Here is a 22,762-nt window from a genome sequence, read left to right as displayed (position 1 = left end):
CACTAAGACGGTTTTCCGGCCCCGGGACCGAACCGCTGAATCACTTTTCTTTCCAGGCGCTTGGCACAGTGGCCCAGGGCAGCCTTGATTTCTTTCTCGACCATGCGCGTGGAAATGCCGAAACGCTGGGAGATTTCCAGGTGCGGCGCCTCCTCCAGGCGGGCGGCGATGAGGATTTTGCGCCGGCGTGCCGGCAGCTCGTAGAGGGCCTTGACCAGGGATTGGATGTCTTTCTGGCCGCCCACCACCCGCGACGGGTCCTGGGCTTCGTCGGCGCTTTGCAGCAACTCTTCCACCTCGCTGCCGGTGAGCAGGCGCGCATCGGCCTGGCGGCGGTCGGCGGCGATGTTCAGGGCCATGCGGTACAGGTAGGCATTGGGCTGCTGCAGGTTCGGCGGCACGTCCATGCGGTCGACCCGCAGGTACGTCTCATGCAGCACATCGTTGGCCAGGTCCTCCGAGCCCAGGCGCTTGCGCAAACGCACCTTGAAGTCTTCGTAGGAGGCCAGGAACAAGCTGACCATTGTGCTGTGCCCGGAATTTTTCATCCGCCCGAGGCTCCTTTCGCTGCTGTGCATTCCATGCGTGTTCCTGTTGTGTCAGGCATCAAAAGTAAAGTCACCGGTTGGCGCAGCGAGCTTGGCGCCGGGCGTTCGACCCGCGCCGTTGCCAGGCTGCGCACCAGTGCTTCATCGCGTTGTTCATCGCCGGTGGAACTGACCAGCCGGCTGTGTTCGATCACCCCGTCCGGGTTGACCCACACCTGCACCAGCGCACGAAAACTGCCGGGCCGGGTCAGCGGCGAACGGCACAGGCTGCCTTCGATGGCTTGCTGCAGCGCCGTCGCGTAGCTGTTGTTGATCCGCGCAGCACTGCGTGCCGCCGCACCACGGCTGGGGGGCGGCTGACTGACCTGCGGGGCCTGCAAGGTAAACGCATCGCTGCGCGCATAACGGGCCATCAGGCCACTCCCTATCAGCAACATCGCCAGTGCCTCTTGCGCCGTAAAGCGCCCGCGCACCCCGATGGCACGCCGGCCCCGCGTCAACTCGCGGTCGACCAGCACCGCCATCCCGGTGGCGCGGCTGTAGGCTTGCAGTGCGTGTTCCAGGTCTTGCGCCGGCAGGTCCAACGACAACAGGGGTGAATCTGCCTGCGCTGCGCGACCACCGACCAGCAGCAACAGCAAGACCAGGGCGCATGCGACGCGCCTCCAGACTCCCTGTTCACCCCCTGCTCTGCATCGCTGCACGGCCGACGCGCCCTAGAAAACCGTCATCCTGAGGCCAGTTTATGAACCTGATGTTACGGTGATAGCAAAAAAAACATCACGGTGATGAGAGGCGCGCTGCACTAGACTTTCAAGCCTAACCGGCCCCCTCCCCAGGGCCCGCCAGGAGGCCCCGATGAAATCGTTACCGACCCTCGCCAGCCTGTTGCTGTGCGCCGCCCTGCCCTTGCTGGCCCATGCTGACAACAGCGCCGGCACTTGCGCCGAAGTCACGGTGGATGGCTACAAGGCACCGGACTATAGCTGCCTGAGCCAACAAATGGGCAACGACACAAATGCGGCCAAGGCCACGCAAAAGAACCGCGAAGCGCAGGCCCTTTCCGTGGAAAAGCGCCTACCGAATAAAATTGGCCTGGCTACCCCGGCGGCGACCAGCGTGCGCATGGGCAATACCTTCGGGACGTCGGTGAAGCCGCAGCGGCCTTGAGAAATCAAAGCGCCCAGGCAATGCCATCGCAGGCAAGCCAGCTCCCACATGGGAACGGGATCGACAGCAAAAACCCGGTCGGCTTTAAGGCCGCCGCGCTTTGCTTTTGATCTTAGGCGCCCCGTCAAACACGCTGGCCGGAATTCGACAGGGATTTGGGGGGTAAACCGGCAGGGATGCCGGTTTAGCCGCCCCGCGCCATGGATGGCGCGTGGCGGCGGCCCCCCAAATCACTGTCGGATTACGGGCATACCGAGCCTAGGCGAGGTACCGAGTGTTGGGGCGAAGGCCTTTTGCTTACTTTTGGGCCTTTCCAAAAGTGAGCCGCTGTAAGAGCGGAACCATAAGCGGCCGTTACCGCAGCAACGGATATGTACCCCGCCAGATCCAACATCCAGGTCGGCTGTCAGGCCGCCTTCGCAGGCAAGCCAGCTCCCACATTTAGATCGCGGGGCTACAGTCAGATAGCGGTCGGCTGTCAGGCCGCCTTCGCGAGCAAGCCCGCTTGTGTCTTGAGACAGGATTAAGCTGAAGGTGAGAGGGTGAGTGGCAAGCTGAATGCCCGAAGTGCTTAAAGCACGTGTGGGAGCCCATGCTGCCACTCACTTCTCCGCTCTGGACATGAGCCCGAACAGTTGAACGAGCCCACCTCGAACAGTTACAAGCGTGGGCCAAGCCAGAGCGCTCTCACTTTGAGTGTAAGAGGGTTTGGCTATGTTTTCCTATCCAGCAGGCATTGATGTTTCCAAGGACAGCCTTGAGGCTCGAGTTAATCTGATTGACGTTGGGGTAAGTTGCGCTAACGCCGAAGATGATTTCCCTGGGTTGATTGGGTGGCTATTGCTTCACCAGGTCGGTCGCGTGCTGTTGGAGGCCACTGGCGGTTACGAGCGCAAAGTCATGAAGGCGCTCCAGGCTGCGGGCCTCAACGTCATCTGCATCAATCCCCGTCGAGCCAAGAGTTTTTCCACGGCGATGGGCCAACAAGCCAAAACCGACCCGATAGATGCAAAGTCCCTTGCACAGTTCGCAGCGGTACTCGACTCGCCAAACAGCCGAATCACCAGCCCGAAACATGACGAGTTGCGCGCGTTAGTCCAACAGCGAGAAAACTTTATTCAGCAGAGAGACGATGACAAAAGGCGCCTGAAAACGGCCTCATGCGACGTAGTAAAACCAGCGTTGCAGAGTCATATCGACTACCTGATCAAGGCTGTGAACGCGATAGACCAGTTGATTCGTCAAAGCGCCAACGTGTTAGATCGCGAAAAAGTCGAACGCCTGTGTTCAGTTAAGGGGATCGGGCTCGTTACGGCGGCTAGCCTTATGGCATACCTGCCGGAGTTGGGTGAGGTTGGCAAGCGTCCGATCGCTGCCCTAGCGGGCCTCGCGCCGTATAACAACGACAGTGGGAAGCACATAGGCGCGCGTCACATTCGTGGCGGAAGGTTTTCCGCACGTCGCTCGCTATACATGGCCTGCTGGGTCGTCATTCGGGACCAGCCTGAATTCCAGGCACGCTATAAAGCACTGCGTGGCAAAGGAAAATGCGCAAAAGTTGCGCTAATCGCATGCATGCGTGTTTTGTTAATCCGGCTGAACGCAATGCTGCGTGATAGGACTGAATGGAAAGAACACGCTGCCTAAATCGGCAGCGATGTGTCGTTGAAGGTCACACGGCTTGAAGCTGTGGGAGTTTGGCTGTCTTTGAAAGCGATGGCCAAGATATGGTCATCAAGACAGTTGCTCCCACATTTGGATCCCGGGGGGACAGTTGGAGAGTGGTCGGCTGTCAGGCCTCTTTCGCAGGCAAGCCAGCTCCCACATTTAGACCGCGGGGCTACAGTCAGATAGCGGTCGGCTGTCAGGCCGCTTTCGCAGGCAAGCCAGCTCCCACATTTAGATCGCAGGGCTACAGTCAGATAGCGGTCAACTGTCAGGCCGCCTTCGCGAGCAAGCCCGCTCCCACAGAGAGCTGATACCACCGAATCGTCGGTGGTATCAGGCGGCGTGGCTTTCTTTTTTCAAGCGGTCCATGTCGATCACGAACCGATACTTCACATCGCCCTTGAGCATCCGCTCATACGCCTCGTTGATGCCCTGGATATCGATCATCTCAATGTCCGAGACAATCCCGTATCTGGCGCAGACGTCGAGCATGTCCTGGGGCTCCTGGATGCCACCGTTCAACGATGACCCGCATAGACGCTGAATCGTTCAACCGAGCACGTCCGTACAATCCGCCGGTCGGCCCCGTTCCTAAGATCGAGACTTTCTCAAGACGCAGGAGAGTGGGCATGAGCAGAAAAGTAAGGACGGTTGCGCTGGCAGTCACGTTACTGGCCGAGGCCATGATGGGCAATGCCTTTGCAGCGACAGCGGCGGTCGCCGTGGCTCCGCAATACGACACCAGCCACGTTTACGTCGCCCCGGCCGATGTGGACCGTTTTACCCAGAGTTTCCTGGCCACATTCGGCGGCAAAAGCACGCCCCAAGTGGTGGTGAACGTGTTGCCGGTGCCCAGCAGCACCACCTCGCAACTGTTGCAGACACCCGTTGGCACAGTGTCGCTGTTCGGTTTCACCACGCCGATCCCGCACCCGTTCGGCCAGGAGCGCAACGGTTACCTGGTCAAGGACATGGATCTCGCCCTCAAGGCCGCCCGGGAAAACGGCGCGGCGGTGATCGTCAGCGACTTCCCCGACCCGATCGGACGTGACGCGGTGGTGCAGTGGCCAGGCGGTGTGAACATGCAACTCTACTGGCACACCAAGACCCCGGATTACGCCGCGTTCCAGACCGTGCCGGAAAACCGCGTGTACCTCAGCGCCGAGCGTGCCGACAGCTTCATCAAATCGTTTGTCGGCTTCTCCCATGGCAAGGTGCTGACGGATGACAAACACGCCCCTGGCGTGGATATCGGCCAAGCCAACGGTAACTACCGTCGCGTCGACATCGAATCGCCGTTCGGGCGCATGGCCGTGCTGGTCACCAACGGCCAACTGCCGTACCCGTTCGGCCATGAGACCACCGGCTATCAAGTGGCTGACCTGACGGCCACCCTGGGCAAGGCCACCGGCTCCGGCGCCAAAGTGTTGGTGCCTGCGTTCGACAGCAAAGGCCGTCGCAGCGCTTTGGTGGAGTTTCCGGGCGGCTACGTCGCGGAGATCCATCAACTCAACGCCGCAAAATGATGCGCCGCACAGGCTGGGGCCTGGCCGTGCTGTGGCCGCTGCTCGTCAGCAGTGTCCACGCCGACGAGCAAGCGACACGCCCGGCCATCAAGGCCAACCGCTGGCAGGAAGACTGGTCGGTGCTGCAGGACCCGGCGCTGCGCACGCGGCCGCTGGACAGCTTGAAGTACATCCCGCTATCCAGCGCGAACCCCTACACCTACTTGTCCCTGGGCGCGACGTTGCGCGAGCGTTTCGAGATGAACGATGCCAGTGGCTTCGGCGTGCGGGATGTGAAGCGTGATCGCTACCTGATCCAGCGTTTCCAGGTCCACGCCGACCTGCATCTGAACGAGCACTGGCGCGTGTTCACCCAATTGGAAGATGCGCGGGCGTACGACAAGACGACAATCGGCGGCGCCGACCAGAATCGCGTCGACCTGCGCCTGGCCTTCGCCGAGTATGTGAATACCTTCAGCAGTGGGACCCTTAAGGCCCGTGTCGGGCGCCAGGATTTCGCCTTCGACCTGCAGCGCTTCATCTCATCGCGGGACGGCCCGAATGTGCGGCAGTCCTTCGATGCGCTGTGGGCCGACTGGGAGACCTCCAACTGGCGTTTTATCGGGATCGCCAGCCAGCCGGTGCAGTATCAGGACGGGCGTCACTTCGACGACAAATCCAACAGCGATGCGCGCTTCCACATGGTCCGTGTGGAGCGACTGGTGGGCGGCAATAACGAGTTGTCCGCCTACTACGGCGTGTATGAGCGCACCGCCGCTCACTACCTGGACGCCGACGGCGACGAGACCCGCCACCTGTTCGACGCACGCCTGGGCGGCGCGGCCATGGGCTTTGACTGGGACATCGAAGCGATGCTGCAAAGCGGCTCGGTCGGCAACAAGGACATTCGCGCCTGGGCCGGTGGCAGCCGTACCGGCTACACCTTCGACAGCCTGGCCTGGAAACCGCGCGTCGGTCTGCAACTGGACATCGCCTCGGGCGACCGCAAAACCGGGGATGGCACCGTCGGCACCTTCAACCCGCTGTTCCCCAACGGCTACTACTTTTCCCTGGCGGGCTACACCGGCTACAGCAACCTGATTCACGTCAAGCCGTCGATCACGGTCAAGCCGATCGACAAGCTCAGCGTGCAAACCGCCATCGGCCTGCTGTGGCGCCAAACCACCAGCGACGCGATCTATACCCAGCCCAACCTGCCGGTGGCCGGCACCGCAGGCCAGGGCAATCGCTGGACCGGCGCCTATGCGCAAGTGCGCACCGATTATGTGTTCAGCCCCAACCTCACCGGCGCCGTCGAGGCCGTGCACTACGACGTGGGCCAGACCCTGCGCGATGCTGGGGGTGACGACAGCAATTACCTGGGGGTCGAGCTCAAGTTCAGTTGGTAACCCCAAGCAAGCACACCCGTACAAGCCCTTGAACCGGTTAACGGCAATAGTGATCCTGCGTTTTACACCACCTTGAAAGGAGATGTTCATGAGCACATTCGTCGCCAAAGACGGTACCCAGATCTATTTCAAAGACTGGGGCAGCGGTAAACCCGTGCTGTTCAGCCACGGCTGGCCGCTGGACGCCGACATGTGGGAATACCAGATGGAATACCTGAGCAGCCGCGGCTTTCGCACCATCGCGTTTGACCGCCGTGGGTTCGGCCGCTCGGATCAACCCTGGACCGGCAACGACTACAACACCTTCGCCGACGATATCGCCCAGTTGATCGAACACCTAGACCTCAAGGACGTGACCCTGGTGGGCTTCTCCATGGGCGGTGGCGACGTCGCCCGCTACATCGCACGCCATGGCAGCGCACGCGTGGCCGGGTTGGTACTGCTGGGCGCGGTGACACCGCTGTTCGGCCAGAAACCGGACTACCCGGAGGGTGTGCCGACTGAAGTATTCGATGGCATCAAGGCCGGCCTGTTGAAAGACCGTGCGCAATTTATCAGCGACTTCAACACGCCGTTCTTCGGCCTGAACAAGGGCCAGAAGGTCTCTGATGGTGTGCTGACCCAGACCCTGCAAGTGGCGATGCTGGCATCCCTAAAGTCGACGGTGGATTGCGTGACCGCGTTCTCCGAAACCGACTTCCGCCCGGACATGACCAGGATCGACGTACCGACCCTGGTGATCCACGGTGACGGCGACCAGATCGTACCGTTCGAAACCACCGGTAAAGTGGCGGCCGCCTCGATCAAGGGCGCCGAACTGAAAGTCTACAAGGACGCGCCGCACGGGTTCGCCGTGACCCACGCGCAGCAGTTGAATGAAGACCTGCTGGCGTTCCTGCAACGCTGAAACGCCTGCACCACCCTCTCCTTATTTGGCCGGGCTTGCCCGGTCTTTTTTTGCTCAGGAGAAACGCTGGCCCAGGACCAGGCGACCGGGCCCGCTGATCAGCAAGGTGGTGAAGATGATCAACAGCAGCCAGCCGAACTGCCCTTCGAACAACGTCCACTCCGGGTGCACCACCCACAAAGCGATCAACAGCACCGCCAGGATCGGCAGGCACGCCAGGCGCACCAGCACCCCGGCAATGATCAGCAGCGGGCACAGCACTTCAGCGAAAATCGCCAGCAGCAACGTGATAGTCGCTCCCAGGTGAAACGGATCTTCGATCAGCTTCAATTGCTCGTTGTAGTTGAGCAACTTGGGCAAGCCATGCACCCATAGCAGGAACAGCGCCCCGCTGATCCGCAGAAACAATAGTCCCAGGTCCTGACGCGTCGATTCGTTCATAGGTGCTCTCGGTTGATTGCCACAAACGTTGATTGTGTCGACCGGGCCACCTAAGCGCTTGCAAGCCTGTGCTGACCTCACTCCCCGGTGCCGGCAAACGCCGCCACGATTTCATCGATCACCGCCCGCACCCGGGCGGTGTGGCGCAGGTCGGCATGGGTCACCAGCCACACGTCATACGGCAGTGGCCGGGTACGCTGCGGCCACAGGCGCACCAGCCCGTCGCGCTCACCGGTGTACACCGGGATTTCACCGATGCCGATACCCGCGGCGATGGAGCGGCGTACCAGCAGGCTGGAACTCAAAGCGGCGACAATGCGCCCGCGCGCTACGGGCTCAGAGACCAGGCTCATGTCCTTCTGGCTTTGCAGGTAGGGTTGGTAGACCACCAGGTCATGGCCTTCGAACAGGCTGCCCGGCGTGGGCACGCCATGGCGGTCGATATAGCCCTGGGACGCAAACAGCCCGACCGGCCAGCGCGCAATGCGCCGGGCGATCAGGTCGGGGTTGTCCGGGCGGGTGTTGCGCACGGCGATATCGGCTTCACGCTTGGCCAGGCTGAGGATCTGGGTGGAGGCGTCCAGTTGCACGCGCACGTCGGGGTGCTTGTCGTGCAGGCGCGCGATGGACGGAATCAGGAAGTCGATGGCCAGGGAGTCGGTGGTGCTGACCCGCACCGTGCCGGTCAGGCGGTCATCCAGGCCCTGGATCTGCCGCTCCAGGTCGAGGGCCGAACGCTCCATTTTCTCCACCGAGAGCAACGCCGCTTCGCCTACCGCCGTGAGCGCGTAGCCTTCGGAGGTGCGCAGGAACAAGGTCGCACTCAAGGACTTTTCCAAGGCATTGATCCGCCGCCCTACCGTGGCCTGGTCCACCCCCAGCACCCGCGCGGCACCGCGCAGTGTGGACTCACGGCACACCGCCAGGAACACCCGTGCATCATCCCAATTCATACCGCCCTCCAGTGATGCATATATGCATCGCCATGACGCTAATTCGCTGCATTATTGCATCTTAAAACCTCGTTATGCTGGCCGCCAGAGAAAAACCTTGAGGACCGCCATCATGCTCGACACCCCTGTTTCATCCCGCAGCGCGGTCTGGCTGCCGATCTTCGCCGGCCTGTGTGCCAGCCTGGTCAGCATTGGCCTGGCGCGCTTCGCCTATACGCCACTGATTCCAACGCTGATCCAGGCCCAATGGTTTTCCGCCAATGACGTGGTCTATCTCGGCGCCGCTAACCTGGTGGGCTACCTGATCGGTGCACTGATCGGCCGGCCCATCGCCCAGCGCACCTCGAACAAGACTGCCCTGCGCATCATGATGGTCGCGGTGACCCTGGCGTTCTTCGCCTGTGGCTTTGCGCTGTCGGTGGTGTGGTTCTTCGCCTGGCGCCTGCTGTCGGGGATTGCCGGCGGCGCGATCATGGTGCTGGTGGCCGCCACCGTGCTGCCCCACGTGCCGGCTGCCCGTCGGGGCCTGGCCAGTGGCGCGATTTTCCTGGGCATCGGCCTGGGCATTGCCGGCTCCGGTACGCTCGTGCCGCCGCTGTTGAGCCTGGGCTTGCAGCAGACCTGGTTTGGCCTGGGCCTGTTGGCATTGGTGTTGACGGCGGCCAGCTGGTTCGCCTGGCCCAACGGTACGCTGCAGGAAGCACCGGCCCCTACGGGCACTTCAGCGCGGATGCCATCCGGCGTGTACCTGCTGTTCGCCCAGTACGCCTTTATGGCGGCGGGCCTGGTGCCGGCAATGGTGTTCCTGGTCGACTACGTGGCCCGTGGCCTGGGTGCCGGTGCACACACTGGCGCGATGATCTGGGTGATGTACGGCCTGGGCGCGATTGTGGGCCCGGTGAGCTACGGGTTCCTCGCCGACAAACTCGGCGCGCGCTTGAGTATCCGCGTAGTGCTGGTGGTGCAGGCAATTGCGGTGGGCCTGTTGCCGGTGGCCGGTTCCTTTACCGCCCTGGCAGTGCTGGCGGTGCTCCTGGGTTCCTTCCCACCGGGCATCGTGCCGCTGGCCCTGGCACGGGTGCATGAACTGCTGCCCAACCATCACCAGCAACAAGTGGCCTGGAGCCGCGCCACCGTGTCCTTTGCAACGTTCCAGGCGCTGTCCGGGTTTGCCTATTCAGCCCTGTTCAACAGCAGCGGCGGCCAGCATGGGCTGCTGTTCCTGATCGCCGCCGGCGCGATCGTGGTCGCACTCGCCCTTGAACTGGGCATGATTGTGCTGAACCGTCGACCGCTCGACACGGTCCCAACCCATACGCTCATCGCTGCAGGTACTTTGAAATGACGCTTCCTAAAGAAATGACCCTGATTGAAATCACCACCCCCGGCGCACCTGAAGTGCTGCAACCGCGCCGCGCCGATGTGCCGGTCGCAGGCCCTGGCGAAATCCTGATCCGCGTGCATGCCGCCGGGGTCAACCGCCCAGACGCCCTGCAGCGCGCCGGCAAGTACCCGATGAAACCCGGCATGAGCCCGATCCCAGGCCTGGAAGTGGCCGGCGAAGTGGTCGCCCTGGGCGATGGCGTGAGCGAGTACGTCGTCGGCGACAAGGTCTGCGCCCTGACCAATGGCGGCGGCTACGCGCAGTTCTGCAGCGTACCGGCCAGCCAGGCCCTGCCGATCCCGGAGGGCATGGACTGGATTCAAGCCGCCGCCGTGCCGGAGACCTTCTTTACCGTGTGGGCCAACCTGTTCGGCCTCGGCGGTGCGCACAAAGGCCAGCGCGTGCTGATCCACGGCGGTACCAGCGGCATCGGCACCACCGCCCTGATGCTGTGCCGCGAATTTGGCATCCAGGCCTTCGCGACCGCCGGCAGTGCCGACAAGTGTGCCGCGATTGCCAAGCTGGGCGCCGAGCCGATCAATTATCGCGAGCAGGACTTTGCCGAGGTCATCGCCAAGCGGACCGACGACAAGGGCGTGAACGTGATCCTCGACATCATGGGCGCCTCCTACTTGAACAACAACATCAAGTCCCTGGCCATGGACGGTCACCTGGTGATGCTGGGCTTCCTCGGTGGCGGCAAGGCCAACGACGTCGACCTGCTGGGCATCCTTGGCAAACGGGCGGTGATTACCGGCTCGCTGTTGCGTGCACGCACCCGGGAAGAAAAGGCCGCGATTGCCGAACAACTACGCGAATACGTGTGGCCGGTGCTGGCCGCCGGGCGTTGCCTGCCGATCATTGACAAGGTGTACGAATACACCGACGCCGCCCAGGCCCATGCGCGGATGGAGGGCGGTGATCACATTGGCAAGATCGTGCTGCGCGTGGAGTAACACAGGGGCTGGCTTGCGTGGGAGCTGGCTTGCCTGCGATAGCATCGCCGCGGTCTGACTCCTACACCGAGGTGCCAGCATCGCAGGCAAGCCAGCTCCCACCTTGATCAGCGTTGCCTGGCTATTGGGCGTACACCGGGTAGTCGATATAGCCTTCTGCACCACCGCCGTACATCCCTTCCACCCGCAGCGGATTCAACGGCCACCCGTTGAACAACCGCTGTGGCAAGTCCGGGTTGGCTATGAACGGCCGCCCGAACGCGATCAAGTCCGCCAGCCCGGCTTCGACCAGACCGGCACCGCGCTCAGCGGTGTAGCGACCGGCGTAGATGATGCGCCCGCTGAACGTGTCGCGCACCGCGCGGCGGAACGATTCGGGCAACACTGGGGCGTTATCCCAGTCTGCTTCAGCGATGGACACATAGGCGATGCCCGACTCTTCCAGCACCTTGATCGCTTCGACGTAGGTGTGATGCGGATCGTCTTCCACCAGGCCGATATACACCCGGTCCTGATCAGTGCCGCTGAACAGCGGTGAGAAACGCACCCCCAGCCGCTCAGGCCCGACCACCGCGCTCACGGCTTCGACGATCTCGCGCAGAAAGCGCAGGCGGTTGTGCAGCGAGCCACCGTATTCGTCATCACGCTGGTTGGCGTGGGCCGAGATGAACTGGTTGACCAGGTAACCATTCGCCGAATGGATCTCCACCCCGTCGAACCCGGCATCCAGTGCATTGCGTGCGGCCTGGGCGTAGTGCCCGACCAGTTCCTCGATCTCCAGGATGGTCAAGGCACGCGGCACTGGCGGTTGCTTCAGCTCCCCAACGCCCGGCGCGGTTTCGATGAAGGCCTTGGCCTGCAGCGCCTGGAGTGCCGAGGGTGCGACAGGTGCCGCGCCGTCTGGCTGCAAGGCGTTGTGGGACACCCGGCCAACGTGCCACAGCTGGGCGAAGATCACCCCGCCTTCGGCATGCACCGCCTCGGTGACCTTGCGCCAGCCGTCGATCTGCGCCGGGGAGTAGATACCTGGCGTCCAGGCATAGCCCTGGCCACGCGGTTCAATCTGTGTGCCCTCGCTGACCATGAAACCGGCACTCGCGCGCTGGCGGTAGTACTCGGCCATCAAGTCGGTGGCGATATCGCCCGGTTGCGCACTGCGCTGGCGTGTCAAGGGCGGCAGCACAATACGGTTGTTCAGCGTGTGGTGCCCCAGTTTTACCGGAGTACTTAAAATAGGCTCATTCATTGAATCATTTCCAAATAGCGGGCGCGCTAAAGCATTGGCGACTTATAAAAGTCACCAATGCATCAAGCGGTCAGTTAATTAAGCGGTGAGTGTCAGCAGGGCTTTGGCGACATCACTGGAACTGCCAGGATTTTGCCCGGTGACCAGCAAGCCATCGGTGATGACAAAGGATTGCCAGTCAGCGCCTTTCTCATAAAGGCCACCCAACTTCTTGAACTCATCTTCCACCAGGAACGGCACCACATTGGTCAGTTCCACTGCCGCTTCTTCCGAGTTGGAGAACCCGGTGACGCGACGGCCCTTGACCAACGGGTCGCCGTTGACCGCCTTGACATGACGCAAGGCGCCCGGTGCGTGGCAGACGAAACCGATCGGCTTGCCAGCGCGCTCGAAGGACTCGATCAGGGCGATCGACACCGGCGACTCCGCCAGGTCCCACAGCGGACCGTGGCCGCCTGGGTAGAACACGGTGTCGAAGTCATCGGCGTTGACCGAATCGAGCTTCAGCGTGTTCGCCAGGGCCTGCTGCGCAGCCGGGTCGGCGGCGAAGCGGTGGGTCTGTTCGGTCTGGAAGTCCGGCTGGTCGCTCACCGGGTCCAGGGGCGGCTGGCCGCCGGCGGGAGAAGCCAGCACCACCTCGGCACCGGCGTCCTTGAACGCGTAATAGGGGGCGGCAAACTCTTCGAGCCAAAAGCCGGTCTTGCGCCCGGTATCGCCGAGCTGGTCGTGAGAGGTCAGTACCATTAATACTTTCATTTTCCAGTGCCTCGATAAGTGGAGTTGTCAGTCTGTTCAGGCCAACCCAACAACTGCCGGGTCAACCCCAGCGCCTCGTCAAAAGGCGCCGTAGTACGGGTGATCTTGCTCATGACGCTGGTCCCCAGCCACAACGCATACAGGCGCCGGGCCAGGCTTTCGGGGTGTTGCGCAATGACGACCGAACCGTCTTCGACGCCCTGTTGCAAAGCTTCGGCGAGCAAGCCGATGGTGCGTGCGGTGCCGCGTTGCAGGGCCAGGCGCATCGGCTCTGAAAGGTCTGACACCTCAGCGCCGAGTTTGACGGCAAGGCATTTGCCCGCGTCGGTGCAGCCGGTCTGGTTGTCGATCCAGCAGTCCCAATAACGCATCAACTTGGCGTGCTGGGTTAAGCCCGGCTGGTCGAACAGTTGTTGCATGCCGTGCACGTAGTTGTCGAAGTAGTGGTCGAGCAATACAACGCCGAACGCATCTTTGGAGGTGAAGTAGTGATAAAACGAACCTTTGGGTACTTCGGCGGCTTGCAGTATTTCGTTCAGGCCCACCGCAGAAAATCCTTTGCGACCGACAATACGTTGCGCGGTATCGAGAATGGTCTGCCTTGCACTTTTGGTTTCGTTGCTCATGCTTCATCCCGTCCGATTAGACCAGTCGTCTAGTTCGTTGAGGGAATGTTAGGAGTCGGGGCAATCGCGCACAATGTCAGATCCGCAAGGATTCCGGACATGCCGCGAAGGCAGTTGCCGTTTACCCGGCACACGCCGACAATCCCCTCTCCCGCGCCCCTTGGAGAATGACGATGCACAGCGTTGCGCTGATGGTTTACCCGAACTTCCAGTCCCTGAGCCTCAGCCTGGGGTCGGTGTTCGAGTGCGCGAACCTGCTGCGCGGCGAGCCGGCCTATGAGTTTCACTTGGTGTCGGAGAGTGGCGGCGCGGTGATGACGTCACAGGGCTTCTCGGTGAACACCACGCCGATCCGGCCGGAGGGCTACGACACCCTCATCGTCAGTGGCTACCTGGAATTCCGCCTGCCGGAAGCCAACCTGCTCGAACTGGTCAAGGCCGCCTCCGCCCAGTCGCGGCGCGTGGCCTCCTTGTGCATGGGCATCTTCGTGTTGGCCGAAGCCGGCCTGCTGGCAGGCAAGCGCACCACCACCCACTGGATTCACGCCCCGGCCTTTCGCAAGCGCTACCCAGACATTCGCCTGGAGGAAGACAAGCTGTTTATCGTCGACGGCCAGGTATGGACAGGCGCCGGCATGAGTGCCGGCGTGGACCTGGCCCTGGCCATGGTGGAGAACGACCTGGGCAGCGACCTGGCCCGGCGCATAGCGCGCAAACTGGTGATCGCCCAACGGCGCGGCAGTGAGCAATCGCAGTTGTCGGCGTTGTTGGAACTGGACCCAAAATCGGACCGCGTACAACTGGCCCTGGCCTACGCCCGCGAGAACCTGACCCACGACCTTTCGGTGGAAGCCCTGGCCGATGTCGCCCGGCTCAGCCCGCGCCAGTTCAGCCGGGTGTTCCGTGAAGAGACCGGGCAAACGCCGGCCAAGGCCATCGAATCCCTGCGGGTGGAAGCCGCCCGGGCGATGATGGAAACCAGTCGTCACCCGGTTGAAGTGGTGGCCCGCGAAACCGGGTTTGGTGATCGCGAGCGCATGCGCCAGGCGTTTTTAAGGGCGTTCGGGCAGCCGCCGCAGGTGATGCAGCAAGCCTTTAATGCAACGCTGCCCGCGTAATCAGGTAACTCACCAACTGCGGTTCATCGTCCAGCTCAATTGTCTGCACCGGGCGTGGCAGGTTATCCAGCACTGTGCGCCAGAACGCTTGGGACACTTCGTCCTGGTCATAGAAGCGCACCAGCCAATTGGCGTCGCCACTGCACAGCACCTGGCTGGCGATGGCGCGGCCGATGCCTTTGCGGCGGTAGCGCTTGAGGATGAACAGGTCGGCCAACTCCAGGGCGTCGATGCCCGGCAGTTCGCTGCCTTCGATCAGCAGGAAGCCGGCGATATAACCATCGACCAGCAGCAGGTTGGCGCTCCATTGCGGGTCCTGCCAGTAACGGGCCAGGTGTTCGTCATGGATGTAGAAGCGGCCGTCCGCCTCGACATCTTCCTGCTCCCAGTCCGACGACTCATAAGCGTAATACTGGTAGAGATTGCGGATCAGCTCGGCGTGCTCCGGGCCGGTCTGGATCAGTTCGACGGTGGTTTCAGGCATGGGGCTCTCGGTCAGGAATGCAGGGCGACATTGTTCACAAAACGCGGGGACAGTCCAATAGCGTCGCCAACCTTTCTACTTGCTGAACCGATTGCAAATAGGTGTTGCCTCCCCCGAAACCCTGAAACATTTCGAATAAACTCCGCGAAATTGCCTCCCCTTTTTCAAGGACACGTATTGTGAGCAACGTCTGTTCCGCCGGCCTGGATGTCGGTTTTGCCTCCCTGGATTATCTGCAGATCTTCATCCTGGGCGTGATCCAGGGCATTACCGAACTGTTGCCGGTGTCGTCCACCGCCCATATGCGCGTAGTACCCGCCCTGCTCGGCTGGCAAGATCCGGGCTCGGCGTTTTCGGCGGCCATGCAGTTGGCGGCGCTGGCGGCGGTGGTCAGTTATTTCTGGCGCGACGTGCGCCAAGTGACCACCGGCAGCATCGGCGCAGTGCGTCGAAGTGACTACAACGACCCGTGGTTCAAGCTGGCCGTGGCGATTGTGCTGGCGACCGTGCCGATCGGGATCGCCGGCCTGGCGCTGTCGTCGACCTTGAATGCCTGCAACTCGCCGTTGCGGGGGCTGATGGTGATCGGCATTTCCTGCGTGGTCATGGCCGTGCTGCTGGCCGTGGCCGAAGTGCGCGCACGCCACACCCGGGAGATGGGTGAAATGCGCCTGCGGGATGCGTTGATTGTGGGGGTTGCGCAGATTGGCGCGCTGATTCCTGGCGTCTCGCGTTCCGGTTCCACCCTCACCGCCGCGCTGTTCCTGAACTTCAAGCGTGAGGAAGCCGCGCGGTTCTCCTTCCTGCTGGGCCTGCCGGCCATCGCCCTCGCCGGCCTGAAGGAGCTGTGGGTGCTGCTGCATGCCGACCTGCCGGTGCACGCCTGGCCGCATTTGCTGTTCGGTTTGGTGGTGGCGAGCGTCTCGGCATTTTTTGCGATCTGGGGGCTGATGAAGTTCCTGGAGCGGTTCTCCACCTGGCCGTTCGTGATCTACCGCGCCCTGCTGGGGATTTTCCTGATCGTGGCGGTGAGTACCGGCCTGCTGAACTGACCCCGTCCTGTAGGCATTGGCAAGCCGGCTCCTACAGGGTCAACGGGTGGCCTGGCAGTCTTGCCACACTTGGCGAATCAGCGTCTGGAGCTTGAGCGCTTCGCTCCAGCGATCGCTGATCTCGCGGCCGTCGGCACCGGTGATCGCATAAGGCGGCGGCCCGAGCTCACAGGTGAAGGACAGGCTTTGCGGTGTATCGGGCCGGGCCAGCCAGTCCTCGATCCCGTAGCGCCACCACTGGGTAAAACGCTGTACCCAGGCTTGGTGTTGGGGGAAGTCCAGGGATACCTGCACCTGCTCGCTGCTGGCGACACGACCGTGGAAACCCCAGCTGTGGCGCAAAATCGTTTGGATCTGTTGATCGTCTTCAGCGGCGCCCGGCTCCGGCAGCTCACGCCCGACCACGTAGTGGGACAGGTCGGCCAGCAGTTTCAAGTCGGGCATCTGTGACAGCAGGTCGAGGGTGAACAGCAGGTCATTGGTGAGTCGATAACGGTGGGTTTCCAGCAGCACCGGAAAGTCCACCTGCTCGGCCAGGCGCTGCCAGCCTTCGACCAATCGGGCCGCTTCGGATTGGGTACGCGGGCGCACATCGGCTTGCAGGGTGAGGTGGTGGCAGCCGTAGCCGCTGATCACGTCCAGCGCGGCCGCCAGGTCGTCCACCGTTTGCGGGAACAACTGGCCTTCGACCTGCAGGCCCCTGGCCGTGGCGGCGGCGTGCAAACGCGCGACGTCGGCGGGCTTGAAGTAATGGTCGGTAATGCCGTCGAAACCGGCGGCCTTGATGCGGTCGAGTTGGGCATCGAGCGAACCGGGCTCGGTTTGCATGGCCCACAGGGATTGGAACACCAGAAATTGACGCATATCAGCCTCGCAGCAAGTATTTGAGGGACAGCTCGGGGTCTGCCAGGCTGGCGGGGGCCAGCGACAAGTGTGCGCTGATCAGGCGCTCGCACAGCTTGATGTCCTTGGCCACGCTGTTGCCCGGCGCCCAGCCGCAGGCACCGTGCAAGCGCTGATCGGCATCCAGGTAGAACAGCAGCACGCCACCGCTCGCCAATGGGCGACTGACCGTCAGGGGCGTCATCACACCCACGGTCTGCAAGCCCCAGTCGTACTGGTCGGACCAGAACCCGGGGAGTGCCTCGAACGGCACGTCGCGACCGAGCAGGTTCAGCGCCGCATGCCGCCCCTGGGCCTCGGCGTTGCGCCAGGTTTCCTGGCGCTGGTAGTCGCCACCCAGGCGAAACTCGCACACGTCACCGGCGGCATAAATGCCCGGCGCGCTGGTGCGCAGGTGGCTATCGACGCGAATGCCCTGCCCCACTTCCAACCCCGCCGCTGCGGCCAATTCGGTATTGGGTTGCATGCCGATGCCAACCACCACAAGGTCGCAGGGCAAGCGTTGCCCGTCGACCAGCCACACGGCGTCGGCCTGGATGGATTCCAAGGCCACATTCAAGCGCACGTCGACCCCGTGCTGACGATGCAGCGCCAGCAGCGCCTCGCTGATGACCGGCGGCAACACCCGCCCCGCCAGGCGCGGACCGGCTTCGAGCAGTGTCACCTCGCAGCCCAGGCCACGTGCCGTCGCTGCCACTTCCAGGCCGATAAAGCCACCACCGACCACCACCAGCCGCGTACCTGCCTTCAGCGCACTGCGCAGGGCCAGCGCCTCATCATGGGTGCGCAGGTAAAGCACATGGGCCTGCTCCTGGGGCAAGCGGCGCGCCCGGCCACCAGTGGCCAGCAACAGGCCTGCGTACCGCAGCCACTGGCCGTCGGCGAGTTGCAGGCGATGCTGCTGCGGCTGCAACTGCGTCACCGGGTTACCGGCGATATGCTCGATGCCCAGCTCGGCCAGCCGCGCGCTGTCGCACAGGCTGCAGCCAGCCAGGTCCGCCGTGCCCTGCAACACGCCCTTGGACAGCGGCGGCCGCTCGTAGGGCAAGTGCGGTTCGTCGCCGATCAGGATCAGGCGCCCGGCATAACCTTCTTCGCGCAAGGTCAGCGCCGCACGGCCACCGGCATGGCCGGCGCCGACGATGATCAGGGGGGCGTTCATCATCACGCCGTGACGGCGAGCAATACTCGCCCCGCTTCGACCCGCACCGGGTAGGTCTTGAGGTTGACGCACACCGGCGCGCCGAGGGCCTTGCCCGAGCGGTAGTCAAAGCGCCCGTTGTGCTTGGGACACTCGATCACATGGTCCATCACCAGGCCGTCGGCCAGGTGGATTTTCTCGTGGGTGCACAGGCCGGCGGTGGCGAAGAATTCATTCTCGGCCGAGCGGTACAGCGCGTAGGTGTGCGGGCCGTGGTCGAAGCGCAGCACGTCTTCTTCGTCTATTTCGCCCACGGCGCAGACGTCGATCCATTGATCGTTCATGGTGTTTTCTCTTGTTCTAGGGGGGAATTCAGCCAGCAGCTGTTTCTGCATGCAGCGGGGCATGGGCAGCCGGTTCGGCTTTAGTGTGGGTCGGGCGCTGGATGAAGTAGGTCGGGTCGCTGCGCTGCTTCCAGATCGTCGGCAAGATCTCCTTGTACGCCTCGAACAGGTTGGCGTACGGCGGCGGGCAGTCGCTGCGGATTTCTTCGTGCAATTGCGCGAGCGCGTGGTACGGCACCATCGGGTACATGTGGTGTTCGAGGTGGTAGTTCATGTCCATGTAGATAAAGCGCAGCACGCGGTTCATGTAGATAGTGCGGCAGTTGCTGCGGTGGTCCAGCACGTCTTCCGCCAGGCCGACGTGCTGGGTAAGGCCGAAGATATAGCCGAGCCAGGCACCGTAGAGGCTCGGCAGACCCATCAGCATCAGCGGCAGCCAGCTGTGCAGGTACAACGCGGTGCCAATCACCACCGCATAAATACCAACCCAGATCCGTGCCGCGCGAAACACCTTGGGCCATTCGGATTCGGGAATGAAGTCCGCCTCCTGGGCACTCATCTTGCCAATGGCATGCCGCGCCACGCCGCTGAAGGTTTTCCAGGCCAGGGGCAGGTTGAACAGGCTCAAGAACATCATCAAGAAGCTTGGCGGACGCGGCTCGACGATCTCCGGGTCGCGGCCGACCACGATGGTGTCGGTGTGGTGACGGGCATGGCTCCAGCGCCATACGTGGGGTTCGAAGATGCACATGAAGCTGGCGACCTGATAGAGCACGTCGTTCATCCAGCGGGTCTTGAACGCGGTGCCGTGGCCGGTTTCATGCCAGCGCGGGTTGGACGCGGTGCCGTAGAGCACGCCATAAGCGAGGAAGAACGGCACACAGGCCCAGGTGCCCCAGAACCAGCAGCCACCAACACCGGCGGCAAACAGCGCGCTCACCCAAATAGCGGTGTCGAGCAGGGCCGGGCCGTCGCGGCGTTGCATCAGTTCTTTCATGCGCTTACGCGAGATCGGGGATTGGTACCAACTGGCCGAGACCAGGCCTCTCTCAAAGGCGCGGGCGGCTTCGGGGCCGGTGAGGCTGTAGTCGCGACGCGTGATAGGAGCGGTGTGTTCAGGCATTGTTATTGTTCTCCACAAGCGGGTGGTTGCTGGTGCTATGTGAAACCCACCATAGAGAACGGGTAATTCCCCCTCAAGGCCTTGAATCCATTCCCTATCAAGCTATCATCCAGGCCCAGCGGGGCTTGATAGTTTTCTATCAAGACGCTCAAGGGGCCTGTCATGAACAACCATAAACGCCCAACTATCGCCACCGTTGCCGCCCATGCGGGGCTCAGCGTGGCCACCGTCGACCGCGTGTTGAATGCACGCGCGCCGGTCAATCCAGAGACCGCCGAGCAGGTGTTCCAGGCGGCCGAAGCCGTGGGGTATTTCGCGGCGCGGTTGATCGGCCAGCGTATCCGCGAACGCCGGCCAACCTATCGCTTCGGCATCCTGTTGCTGGCGACCGCCCAGGCGTTCTATGCCAGCCTGGCGCAGGCGATCAACGCCGCCGCCGAACAGCATGCCGGTGCCAACCTGACGTGCCAGTTCGAGTACATCGTCGATCGCACGCCCAGCGCCATTGTCGCGCAGATCGAACAACTGGCCGTGCAATGTGATGGCCTCGCGGTGGTCAGCTTTGCCCATCCGCTGATCAACGCCTGCCTCAAGCAGATCCGCGAAGCCGGTGTACCCGTGGTTGCCCTGCTCTCGGATATCCACGAACAGGCCGAAGAACCCTACGTCGGCCAGGACAACCATGTGGTCGGCCGCACCATGGGCTGGCTGCTCGCCCGCACCTGCGGCGCGCGCAAAGGCAGCGTGGGCATCCTGCTCGGCGGCCATCGGTTTCTCGGCCACCAGGCGCGGGTCGAAGGCCTGCACAGTTACCTGGCCGAGTACGCGCCAGGGCTCAAGCCGTTGGAGCCGCTGATCAACCTCGACAACTGCGACATCACCGAAGAAGCCACCCTCGACCTGATCAGCCGCCACAGCGAGCTGCGCGGCCTGTGCGTGGTGGGCGGCGGCGGGGACGGCATCATCAGCGCCCTGGCGCAATTGCCCAAGCGCCCGGCACTGTGTTGCATCTTGCAGGAGTCCACCGAGCTGTCACGCCAGGCGTTGCGCGAGGGGGTGATTGATGTGGTGATGGATTCACAGCCACGGCACACGGCGACCGCACTGGTGCAGTTGATGGTGCAATTGCAGGGCGCTGAGGGGTTCGATCCGGTGCGGCAGCGGGTGTATATACCGCCGCACATTGTCACGTCGGAGAACCTCTAGCGGGCGCGGCACTCGATTTTCAAACCGCCCTCCTCCAGCACGTGGCTCTCGATCACCACAGGCAGGAAGCGTTGGATCACCTGCATGTTGCTGTGCAGATGGTCGCTCATATGTGGCGTGGTGAAACGACCACCGCCAGCCAATGCCATCGGCAACAGCAACTGGTCGGCCAGGTGCTCACCCACCGCCGCGTCGGTCCCCCGCCACTCCATAGCCTGGTCGATGGCCTGGTCGGCCACGGTCTCGGCACGCACGTTGGCCAGGCCGAACGCGCTGAACACTTCGGTGACGTGCTCGTGGACATACTCCAGCATCAGCACGTTGCCCGGTCCTTGCGCGGGGTCGACCTCAATCGGGAGCCACTGGCTGTCGTCGAACGACAAGCGCTGGCGCACGCGCTTGAACTCGCGCTCGCTCACCTGGGCAGGCAACCCGGCGTTCAGCGTTATCGCGCGGGCTTCGAGCAACTTGCCGCGCTGCATCAACTGCAACGGCGCCAGTTCGCCGGGCTGGATATAGACCTCCAGCTCGCCGCCGCCTGCGGGCACAAACCCATGCCGGTTCAAGCTCAATTCGATACGCGCGCCCATGCGCCGCAACAGCGGGAGCCAGGCACGCTGCAGAAAGTCCACCGGCGGTGCCAGTGGGTTATGGGTGCCGCCACAGATCGTCACGCGACTGGCCGTGGGGGCGCGCAGCAATGCCGGCAGCAAAGTCTGTAACACCAAGGTGCAACTGCCGGCCGTGCCGATGGAACAGCGGTATTCGCCCCCTTGGATCGGACCGGGCTCGAACACCAGGGACTGCGAGCCCAATTGCGCACCGTGCACCTGGGCACCACAGACTTGCGCCGCCGCCAGCACAGCGGTCAGGTGTTGACGCATCAAGCCTGGCCGACTGCGCTTGGCGCGAATGTTTTTGATCCGCAGGGTCAGCCCGGTCACCATCGACAGGCTCAGGCCACTGCGCAGCACCTGGCCGCCGCCAATGGCCCCATCGAGTTCAATCACGTCCTGTTTCATCGTTTTCCTTAAGCAAAGCGTTTGACCGTATCCCGCAGGTAGTGGTCCAGTTGTCGGGAGTCTGCATGGGTGCGTGGCAACACCGGTGCGCCGCGTTCCAATTCACGTTGTATGTACGCGTGCAGCGCCGGGCGCCGAGGCCCGTACGCCGCTTCCCCGGCATTGCGTTTCAGCGCCAGCAGGGTCGAGACTTCATCGAGTAATTGCGCGTCATCCACCGTGCTCAACAAATCAGCGAACGTCATCGGCGGCCGGCCCAGCCCCAGGTCGATCCAGCGCACTGCCAGCAAAGGTCGCAGCACGTAGAAGTACTTTTTGAACCGCACCGTGTCGCCTTGCAGGTAGCCACGGAAATTTTTCCGGGCCATCGACAGGTAATGATTGCGCGCCGCCGGCGGGCTGTAGAACGTCTCGGCCAGGGCGCGCAGTTGCACGGTGGCGTCGACCTGCTGGCGATACACCAGCGGCGAGTCCAGCCATTCCAGCAACGTGGGGTTGGATTTGCGCAACAGGCCCAGCGTCTTGCGCAACTCCCAGCCACTCACGTCCAATTCATCATCCAGCGGACGCTCGATGACATCGCGCGGCGCATCCACCTGCATGAACCAGTCGGGTTTTTCCACGTAGACAAAGCGCACGTCGTAGTCGCTGTCGGTGGAAGCAAACCCCCAGGCCCGGCTGCCGGACTCGCAGGCATACAGCACGCTGACATTGCGTTCGCGCTCTATGCGCTCCAGCTCCAGCAGCACCCGCGCGCGCATGGCGTCGCTCAATGGGTGGCGTTCATCCTTTTGCATCTT

At 62.7% G+C, this 22,762-nt stretch carries 24 protein-coding genes and 1 pseudogene; 10 read left to right on the top strand and 15 right to left on the bottom strand.

Translation table 11 applies throughout. The features are described from left to right. Window positions 1–2: 2 nt before the first annotated feature. Together CWC48_RS22770 and CWC48_RS22765 are read right to left on the bottom strand one after the other, a co-directional pair. Window positions 3–548 (bottom strand): RNA polymerase sigma factor, encoded by a 546-nt coding sequence (locus tag CWC48_RS22770; RefSeq protein ID WP_078049055.1) that lies wholly within the window; start codon window positions 546–548, stop codon window positions 3–5. Further along, window positions 545–1,189 carry a TonB family protein gene (locus tag CWC48_RS22765; protein ID WP_100490382.1) on the bottom strand — a complete coding sequence of 215 codons (645 nt, stop codon included), beginning with the start codon at window positions 1,187–1,189 and terminating at the stop codon, window positions 545–547. Before CWC48_RS22765 ends, CWC48_RS22770 begins: the two co-directional genes overlap by 4 nt. A 217-nt stretch (window positions 1,190–1,406) precedes the next feature. On the opposite strand from CWC48_RS22765, the gene CWC48_RS22760 reads away from it, so the two are divergent. Both CWC48_RS22760 and CWC48_RS22755 read left to right on the top strand, forming a co-directional pair. Further along, window positions 1,407–1,718, top strand: coding sequence for a hypothetical protein (locus tag CWC48_RS22760; protein WP_100490381.1), 312 nt, complete (start codon window positions 1,407–1,409; stop codon window positions 1,716–1,718). Window positions 1,719–2,432: 714 nt separating this feature from the next. Beyond that, window positions 2,433–3,365 (top strand): transposase, encoded by a 933-nt coding sequence (locus CWC48_RS22755; protein ID WP_100490184.1) that lies wholly within the window; start codon window positions 2,433–2,435, stop codon window positions 3,363–3,365. Between the two features lie 354 nt (window positions 3,366–3,719). On the opposite strand, the pseudogene CWC48_RS22750 reads toward CWC48_RS22755, so the two are convergent. Then, window positions 3,720–3,911 (bottom strand): annotated as a pseudogene (locus CWC48_RS22750) (NAD(P)-dependent alcohol dehydrogenase); the annotation flags it as partial. Between the two features lie 104 nt (window positions 3,912–4,015). Here CWC48_RS22750 and CWC48_RS22745 point away from each other — a divergent pair. The 3 genes from CWC48_RS22745 to CWC48_RS22735 all read left to right on the top strand — a co-directional run bounded on the left by CWC48_RS22745 (window position 4,016) and on the right by CWC48_RS22735 (window position 7,207). After that, entirely contained in the window at window positions 4,016–4,912 is an 897-nt protein-coding gene (locus CWC48_RS22745; protein WP_100490380.1) for a VOC family protein, read from the top strand. Continuing rightward, complete coding sequence (locus tag CWC48_RS22740) at window positions 4,909–6,300, top strand: alginate export family protein (RefSeq protein WP_100490379.1); 1,392 nt, start codon at window positions 4,909–4,911, stop codon at window positions 6,298–6,300. The genes CWC48_RS22745 and CWC48_RS22740 overlap by 4 nt, the downstream gene beginning before the upstream one ends. Before the next feature lie 88 nt (window positions 6,301–6,388). Continuing rightward, window positions 6,389–7,207, top strand: a complete 819-nt coding sequence (locus CWC48_RS22735) for an alpha/beta fold hydrolase (protein WP_100490378.1) — start codon at window positions 6,389–6,391, stop codon at window positions 7,205–7,207. Window positions 7,208–7,261: 54 nt separating this feature from the next. Here CWC48_RS22735 and CWC48_RS22730 read toward each other — a convergent pair whose 3' ends face one another. Together CWC48_RS22730 and CWC48_RS22725 are read right to left on the bottom strand one after the other, a co-directional pair. Continuing rightward, window positions 7,262–7,648 carry a DoxX family protein gene (locus tag CWC48_RS22730; protein ID WP_078049061.1) on the bottom strand — a complete coding sequence of 129 codons (387 nt, stop codon included), beginning with the start codon at window positions 7,646–7,648 and terminating at the stop codon, window positions 7,262–7,264. A gap of 77 nt (window positions 7,649–7,725) precedes the next feature. After that, the gene (locus tag CWC48_RS22725; protein WP_078049062.1) at window positions 7,726–8,601 is read right to left on the bottom strand and encodes a LysR family transcriptional regulator; all 876 of its coding nucleotides are present in this window, start codon (window positions 8,599–8,601) and stop codon (window positions 7,726–7,728) included. Between the two features lie 112 nt (window positions 8,602–8,713). Between CWC48_RS22725 and CWC48_RS22720 the strand changes: the two genes are divergently transcribed. Continuing rightward, window positions 8,714–9,946, top strand: a complete 1,233-nt coding sequence (locus CWC48_RS22720) for a YbfB/YjiJ family MFS transporter (RefSeq protein ID WP_100490377.1) — start codon at window positions 8,714–8,716, stop codon at window positions 9,944–9,946. Then, the gene (locus CWC48_RS22715; RefSeq protein ID WP_099491851.1) at window positions 9,943–10,941 is read left to right on the top strand and encodes an NAD(P)H-quinone oxidoreductase; all 999 of its coding nucleotides are present in this window, start codon (window positions 9,943–9,945) and stop codon (window positions 10,939–10,941) included. Before CWC48_RS22720 ends, CWC48_RS22715 begins: the two co-directional genes overlap by 4 nt. A 121-nt stretch (window positions 10,942–11,062) precedes the next feature. On the opposite strand, the gene CWC48_RS22710 is transcribed toward CWC48_RS22715, so the two are convergent. From CWC48_RS22710 to CWC48_RS22700, 3 genes are all read right to left on the bottom strand, one after another. Further along, the gene (locus CWC48_RS22710) at window positions 11,063–12,187 is read right to left on the bottom strand and encodes an alkene reductase (RefSeq protein WP_078049065.1); all 1,125 of its coding nucleotides are present in this window, start codon (window positions 12,185–12,187) and stop codon (window positions 11,063–11,065) included. Window positions 12,188–12,265: 78 nt separating this feature from the next. After that, window positions 12,266–12,943, bottom strand: coding sequence for a type 1 glutamine amidotransferase domain-containing protein (locus tag CWC48_RS22705; protein ID WP_100490376.1), 678 nt, complete (start codon window positions 12,941–12,943; stop codon window positions 12,266–12,268). Next, window positions 12,940–13,569, bottom strand: coding sequence for a TetR/AcrR family transcriptional regulator (locus CWC48_RS22700; RefSeq protein ID WP_078049067.1), 630 nt, complete (start codon window positions 13,567–13,569; stop codon window positions 12,940–12,942). Before CWC48_RS22700 ends, CWC48_RS22705 begins: the two co-directional genes overlap by 4 nt. Window positions 13,570–13,742: 173 nt before the next feature. Between CWC48_RS22700 and CWC48_RS22695 the strand changes: the two genes are divergently transcribed. Beyond that, window positions 13,743–14,687: a GlxA family transcriptional regulator gene (locus CWC48_RS22695; protein ID WP_078049068.1), complete on the top strand. Its 945-nt coding sequence runs from the start codon at window positions 13,743–13,745 to the stop codon at window positions 14,685–14,687. Here CWC48_RS22695 and CWC48_RS22690 read toward each other — a convergent pair. Then, window positions 14,665–15,171, bottom strand: a complete 507-nt coding sequence (locus CWC48_RS22690; RefSeq protein WP_078049069.1) for a GNAT family N-acetyltransferase — start codon at window positions 15,169–15,171, stop codon at window positions 14,665–14,667. The genes CWC48_RS22695 and CWC48_RS22690 overlap by 23 nt on opposite strands. A 179-nt stretch (window positions 15,172–15,350) precedes the next feature. Here CWC48_RS22690 and CWC48_RS22685 point away from each other — a divergent pair, with 179 nt between their 5' ends. Then, complete coding sequence (locus tag CWC48_RS22685) at window positions 15,351–16,223, top strand: undecaprenyl-diphosphate phosphatase (protein ID WP_078049070.1); 873 nt, start codon at window positions 15,351–15,353, stop codon at window positions 16,221–16,223. A 39-nt stretch (window positions 16,224–16,262) separates the two neighbouring features. Here the strand turns inward: CWC48_RS22685 and CWC48_RS22680 are convergent, their stop codons facing one another. Genes CWC48_RS22680 through CWC48_RS22665 form a run of 4 tightly spaced genes read right to left on the bottom strand, consistent with a single transcriptional unit; the run spans window position 16,263 to window position 19,734 of the window. After that, complete coding sequence (locus CWC48_RS22680) at window positions 16,263–17,087, bottom strand: sugar phosphate isomerase/epimerase (RefSeq protein ID WP_100490375.1); 825 nt, start codon at window positions 17,085–17,087, stop codon at window positions 16,263–16,265. A 1-nt stretch (window position 17,088) separates the two neighbouring features. Beyond that, window positions 17,089–18,288, bottom strand: a complete 1,200-nt coding sequence (locus CWC48_RS22675) for an NAD(P)/FAD-dependent oxidoreductase (protein ID WP_078049072.1) — start codon at window positions 18,286–18,288, stop codon at window positions 17,089–17,091. Between the two features lie 2 nt (window positions 18,289–18,290). Then, a complete protein-coding gene (locus CWC48_RS22670; RefSeq protein WP_100490374.1) occupies window positions 18,291–18,611 on the bottom strand; it encodes a MocE family 2Fe-2S type ferredoxin in 321 nt (106 codons plus the stop codon). Between the two features lie 28 nt (window positions 18,612–18,639). Next, on the bottom strand, window positions 18,640–19,734 hold the full coding sequence (locus tag CWC48_RS22665; protein ID WP_100490373.1) for a fatty acid desaturase family protein: 1,095 nt from the start codon (window positions 19,732–19,734) through the stop codon (window positions 18,640–18,642). 162 nt (window positions 19,735–19,896) lie between these two features. Here CWC48_RS22665 and CWC48_RS22660 point away from each other — a divergent pair, with 162 nt between their 5' ends. Further along, a complete protein-coding gene (locus CWC48_RS22660) occupies window positions 19,897–20,940 on the top strand; it encodes a LacI family DNA-binding transcriptional regulator (protein WP_078049075.1) in 1,044 nt (347 codons plus the stop codon). Here CWC48_RS22660 and rtcA read toward each other — a convergent pair. Together rtcA and CWC48_RS22650 are read right to left on the bottom strand one after the other, a co-directional pair. Beyond that, window positions 20,937–21,962, bottom strand: coding sequence for an RNA 3'-terminal phosphate cyclase (gene rtcA, locus CWC48_RS22655; protein WP_100490372.1), 1,026 nt, complete (start codon window positions 21,960–21,962; stop codon window positions 20,937–20,939). The two genes, CWC48_RS22660 and rtcA, sit on opposite strands and share 4 nt — an antisense overlap. 8 nt (window positions 21,963–21,970) lie before the next feature. Further along, window positions 21,971–22,759 carry a nucleotidyltransferase domain-containing protein gene (locus tag CWC48_RS22650; protein WP_099491863.1) on the bottom strand — a complete coding sequence of 263 codons (789 nt, stop codon included), beginning with the start codon at window positions 22,757–22,759 and terminating at the stop codon, window positions 21,971–21,973. Window positions 22,760–22,762 lie beyond the last annotated feature (3 nt).

The organism is Pseudomonas sp. S10E 269 (assembly GCF_002798465.1).
Classification (GTDB): Bacteria; Pseudomonadota; Gammaproteobacteria; order Pseudomonadales; family Pseudomonadaceae; genus Aquipseudomonas; species Aquipseudomonas pergaminensis.
Note: the sequence above shows the minus strand (reverse complement) of the source record. Positions and strands in the feature narration are given on the sequence as shown.